This window comes from Pantoea sp. R102, from assembly GCF_004916815.1.
In the GTDB taxonomy this organism is placed as follows: Bacteria; Pseudomonadota; Gammaproteobacteria; order Enterobacterales; family Enterobacteriaceae; genus Pantoea; species Pantoea dispersa.
On sequence record NZ_SDFT01000308.1, the window covers coordinates 1 to 4,831 of the forward strand.

The 4,831-nt window shown below is 60.4% G+C and carries 4 protein-coding genes and 1 tRNA gene; 3 read left to right on the top strand and 2 right to left on the bottom strand.

Annotation, left to right across the window (positions count from 1 at the left end; translation table 11 throughout):
* The coding region (gene gap, locus ERD80_RS22260; RefSeq protein ID WP_136548592.1) for a type I glyceraldehyde-3-phosphate dehydrogenase at positions 1-993 on the top strand (993 nt) is incomplete at its 5' end.
* 38 nt (positions 994-1,031) lie between these two features.
* On the opposite strand, the gene ERD80_RS22265 is transcribed toward gap, so the two are convergent.
* Positions 1,032-1,826: a helix-turn-helix transcriptional regulator gene (locus tag ERD80_RS22265; protein WP_058757432.1), complete on the bottom strand. Its 795-nt coding sequence runs from the start codon at positions 1,824-1,826 to the stop codon at positions 1,032-1,034.
* A gap of 86 nt (positions 1,827-1,912) precedes the next feature.
* Here ERD80_RS22265 and ERD80_RS22270 point away from each other — a divergent pair, with 86 nt between their 5' ends.
* The gene (locus ERD80_RS22270; protein WP_136548594.1) at positions 1,913-3,088 is read left to right on the top strand and encodes a YbfB/YjiJ family MFS transporter; all 1,176 of its coding nucleotides are present in this window, start codon (positions 1,913-1,915) and stop codon (positions 3,086-3,088) included.
* A 5-nt stretch (positions 3,089-3,093) separates the two neighbouring features.
* Here the strand turns inward: ERD80_RS22270 and phoA are convergent, their stop codons facing one another.
* Positions 3,094-4,500 carry an alkaline phosphatase gene (gene phoA / locus ERD80_RS22275; protein WP_058774549.1) on the bottom strand — a complete coding sequence of 469 codons (1,407 nt, stop codon included), beginning with the start codon at positions 4,498-4,500 and terminating at the stop codon, positions 3,094-3,096.
* Positions 4,501-4,744: 244 nt separating this feature from the next.
* Here phoA and ERD80_RS22280 point away from each other — a divergent pair.
* Positions 4,745-4,829: transfer RNA gene (locus ERD80_RS22280), tRNA-Ser, on the top strand.
* Positions 4,830-4,831: the final 2 nt, after the last annotated feature.

Consider the following 4,831-nt stretch of genomic DNA (forward strand, 5'->3'; position numbering starts at 1 on the left):
AACGGTTTTGGCCGTATCGGACGTAACGTATTCCGCGCCGCGCTGGGCAGCAGCGACATCGATATTGTGGCGATTAACGATCTCACCGACAGCAAAACGCTGGCGCATCTGCTGAAGCACGACTCCCTGCTGGGTCGGCTGCCGGCAGAAGTCAGCGCTGGCGACGGTGAACTGCGCATTGATGGCAAACCAGTGCGGGTGTTCAGCGAGCGCGATCCGGCCAATATTCGCTGGCGTGACGTGGGCGTGGATATCGTCATCGAAGCCACCGGCTTTTTTACCGAGCGTGACAAGGCCGCGGTGCACATCACGCACGGCGGCGCCAAACGCGTGATCATCTCTGCGCCGGGCAAAAATGATGATTTGACGATTGTGATGGGCGTCAACGACCAGCGCTACGATCCGCAACAGCACTTTGTGGTGAGTAACGGCAGCTGTACCACCAACGGCCTGGCACCGGCCGCGCAGGTGCTGCATCAGGCGTTTGGTATTGAGCACGGTCTGATGAACACCACCCATGCCTATACCAACAGTCAGGCGCTGCATGACCAGCCAGAGAAAGATCTGCGCGGCGCGCGTGCGGCGGCGCTGTCGATTGTGCCGTACTCCAGCGGCGCAGCTAAAGCGCTTGGCCGGGTGATTCCGGAACTGGAAGGCCGCTTAACCGGTTACTCGCTGCGCGTGCCGGTGCCGGTGGTCTCGGTGGTGGATCTGACGGTGACGCTGAAACGCGACGTGACGGCCGAAGAGGTGAATGACGCGTTTAAAGCCGCTGCTGCTGCGGGTCCGCTACAGGGTATCCTCGGCTACAGCGATGAGCCGCTGGTCTCCAGCGATTATCAGGGCGATGCGCGTTCATCGATCATCGACGGCTTATCGACGCTGGTGATTGGTGGCAACCTGGTGAAGATCCTTGCCTGGTACGATAACGAATGGGGCTTCTCCAACCGTCTGGTTGACCTCGCGCGCCTGATGGCACAGCGCGGTCTGTAATCTCCCCGGCGGCGTGCGCCCGACCCGCGCACGCCGCGCTAATGCGCCAGATAGAAGATCAGATGCATACCCGGTGCCTGCTCAATTTGCAGCGAGGTAAAGGTATATGTCTGCATCCTGCCCTCGACATCAATCAGGGTTTTATTGCCCGCGCCGATTTTCCCCACATCATGGTCATTCCACAGCGTGCGAAACCCGGCGCTGCGCGCCAGCAAATCCTCGATCACCACTTCGAATTCCTGCGCCTGATTGCTGGCGGCATAACCGGCGCGAAACGCCGACAGCGTATGGCGCGCCGCCTCTTCCCAGCCATGAATGCGCTGCTGGTAGGCTTCACTGATGAACATCAGCTTGAGCGAGTTGCGATCCGCCGGCGGCAGGGCCGCCCAGTCGACAATCAGCGACTGCGCCGCCGGATTCCAGTAGACAATATCCATGTTGGCGCGGCGCACAAACGCCGGATGCGGGTCCAGCGCATCCACCATCGCCCTCACTTCAGGCGGCAACTCATGACTGAAGGGTTGCGAGTGTGCGTTACCAAACACCAGCGCTTCAAGATACTCCTGCTCGGTAACCGAGAGCTGTAGCACTTTGCCGATGCGCTGCAGCGCGGCCGGCGAAATACTGATGTCGCGACCCTGCTCGAGCCAGGTGTACCAGCTGACGCTGACCGCCGCCAGCTGTGCCACTTCTTCGCGCCGCAGTCCGCTGACGCGCCGGTTTTGCCGGCTGAAGCCATAGATCTGCGGATCAATACGCGCGCGCTGGCGGGTAAGGAAGTTTTTCACATCTTCACCACGCGATTTTACGGCCTGGGTATGACCTGTAGTCATAGGATAAACCACCCCATTTTTCACTGACTGATTGACATTTACTATCACCGGACAGAGTAAGGTATCTCAGCGGAGTAAAGCAAAGTATGTCAGCAGATTCAGTTTCCGCCGGACGGCAAGCAGTCCGGCACACCCGGGTGAGCCTGATCACCATGCTCACCGGCATGGTGACCCTGATTGTGGTAATGGGTATCGGCCGCTTTTCACTCACGCCGCAGATCCCGCTGATGATCGCCAACGGTCACCTGACGCTCTCCAGCGCTGGTGTGCTGGCAGCGATGAATTACATCGGCTACCTGCTGGGTGCACTGCACGTGAGCCGCATCACCGCCCATCACGCGCGCTACCTGAAGGCCGGTTTGCTGGCCACCGCGCTGGTGACCCTGCTCTCCGGCTTTAGTCATGCCTGGGTACTGCAGTGCCTGTTCCGTGTGGTGGCGGGTATCGGTGGTGCCTGGGCCCTGATTATCGTCACCTCCTGGACGCAGATGGTGCTGGCACAGCAGCAGGCCCCGCGCATGTCCGCCGCGGTATTTGCCGGCCCGGGAGCCGGCATCACCCTGAGCGGCGTGATGGCGTGGCTTATCACCCGGTTACACCTGAATGACGATCGCGCCTGGCAATGCTATGGCGTGGTCGCGCTGGCTGGCGTGCTGCTGCTGTGGCGCGCGCTGCCCGCTTCGCTCCCCGCCCGGCAGCGGGAAAGTGCGTCGACGGCTCCGGGTCGCGCGGTGACACGGCTATGGCTGGCCTATACGCTGGCCGGTTTCGGCTACATTTTGCCCGCGACGTTTCTGTCACAAATGGCGCACAGCCTGTTTGCGCAGGGTCAGCTGGCAGCGCTTTTCTGGCCGCTGTTTGGACTTTGCGCAGTGGCTGGTGTGGTGCTAATTATGCTGTTTTCAGCGCGCCTGAATACGCGCCTCAGCCTGGCGTGGGTTATGATCCTGCAGGGGCTGGGCGTGGCCAGCGGCGTGCTCATCCCGGGCGTGAGCGGGCTGCTGATCTCAACGGTGATGGTCGGGCTGGGGTTTCTTTCGATTATGCAGCTGTCGATGCAGCTGGCGCGCGCCGTCTCCAATATCAGCGTGGCAAAAACCGTGGCGATATTGACGTCAGGCTATGCCACTGGCCAGCTGATCGGGCCGCTGATCTCCGCCGCCAGCGTGCAGATTTTTGCTTCCCTGCACCCCGCGCTGCTGCTGGCCGCTGGCGGACTGGTGGTGGGCGGGCTGCTGGTGCTCCGCATCCGCCCGCACTGACGCGCTTACTTCAGCGCCATCGCCTGCTTCAGCGTGAAGAACAGGTCGGTCTGATCGGTGAGGCCGACCACATTCGCCGCGTGCGGACCGTAGGCCGCGATGCGCAACTGGGTGCCGGTGTGCTCCTGGGAATCCTCTTCCGAGTTACCGTAGCTGATGGTCATCACCGCGCCATCTTTGGTGTTGAGCGCCTGAGTCAGACCTGGCGCTTTAGTGCCGTTTTCGACGATCTGGCTGCTGTGCGCGTGATCGGCGGTGACCACCACCAGCGTATCGCCATGCTCGCGCGCATACGCCAGCGCCACCTGCACCGCCTCATCTAAATCGACGGTTTCACCAATCTGACCGCACGGGTTGGCGGCGTGATCCTGCTTATCAATCGACGCGCCCTCCACCTGCAGGAAGAAGCCGTTGTCGTTGTGGCTGAGCAGGTCGATGGCTTTTTGCGTCATCTGCGCCAGGGTTGGCATTGATGCCGGACGATCTTTGTTGACCTCACAGGTCACCACCGGTTTATCCAGATTACCGTGATAGCTGGCTTTCGGCCCCTGCCAGCGCACCGGCATGTTGCCCTCCGAGAACAGCCCCAGCAGTGGCGTCTGTTGATTCGCCTGCTGTACCGCATTCAGCGCGGCGAGATTATCGACCAGCTGGAACCCCCGTATTTCGGCCTGCTCGCGCAGGGTTTTGCCCTGATAGTCGCCCGCTTTAGCCCGCTCAGCGAAAGATTTGGCACCGCCGCCCAGCGTGACGTCGGGACGGGTTTGCAGCAGCTGCTCGCTGATCGATCCTTTCCCGCCCTGCTCCAGCGCGTTACCCGGACACAGCTCGCTGGTTTTTTCCGGGCCGTAGCATTTGCGCGAGGTGACGTGCGCCATCAGCGCGGCCGGCGTGGCATCCTGCAGTTCTGCAGTCGAGACGTTGCCGGTGGCTTTACCGGCTGCTTTGGCCAGCTCAAGCAGCGTGACCTGATCTGTGCCGTTGACATCGACACCTATCGCGCCGTTATAAGTTTTCGTGCCGGTGGCCCAGGCGGTGGCCGACGCGGCAGAATCCGTTACGTAGTTTGGCTTATGCGTTTTCTTGTCCAGCGAGTAATGGGTGTACTGGCCGGTGAGCGGCAGCGCATCAATACCGGGAAAGAAACCGCCGGCCCCCATTGCCTGATTGCGTGCCGCGGTGATTTCGGAATCGCCCATGCCATCGCCAATCAGCAGGATGACATTCTTCGCCGTGCTATTGCTCAATGAGGCTTTCAGCGCCTCGGTCTGGTCGCCGCTCAGGCGACGCGCGCCGCCGTGCTGGGTAATATCGCCAATGGCGGCGCGTTGATAGCTGGCGCTCTCTGCCAGCGCGGACATGGTGGTGAGTGAAGCCAGCAGAGAGAGCGTGAAAAGAGGTAAGCGTTTCATTTATCAGCATCCTTATCCGTAGATATAACCAAATGTTTCCGCCGACAAGTCTGCGACAGTGCGGTGACACTTTTGTGTCAGTTAAGGAATGTTTTGATGACAAAAGCGGCAAAGTGGAGAGGCTTAAGGCAATCTGCGCAGAGGTTAAGCGAATAGAAAAAAAGGAGAAAATAGACCTTGACCCTTATCGCTGAACTCCCTATAGTAGCGCCCCGTTGACCCAGTGCGGTTAACAAAAAAATGTGGTGAGGTGTCCGAGTGGCTGAAGGAGCACGCCTGGAAAGTGTGTATACGGCAACGTATCGGGGGTTCGAATCCCCCCCTCACCGCC

Excerpts from the sequence above, each read along its gene's own strand:
- ERD80_RS22265 (WP_058757432.1), bottom strand. The coding sequence starts at position 1,826 with ATGACTACAGGTCATACCCAGGCCGTAAAATCGCGTGGTGAAGATGTG.
- ERD80_RS22270 (WP_136548594.1), top strand. The coding sequence starts at position 1,913 with ATGTCAGCAGATTCAGTTTCCGCCGGACGGCAAGCAGTCCGGCACACC.
- phoA (WP_058774549.1), bottom strand. The coding sequence starts at position 4,500 with ATGAAACGCTTACCTCTTTTCACGCTCTCTCTGCTGGCTTCACTCACC.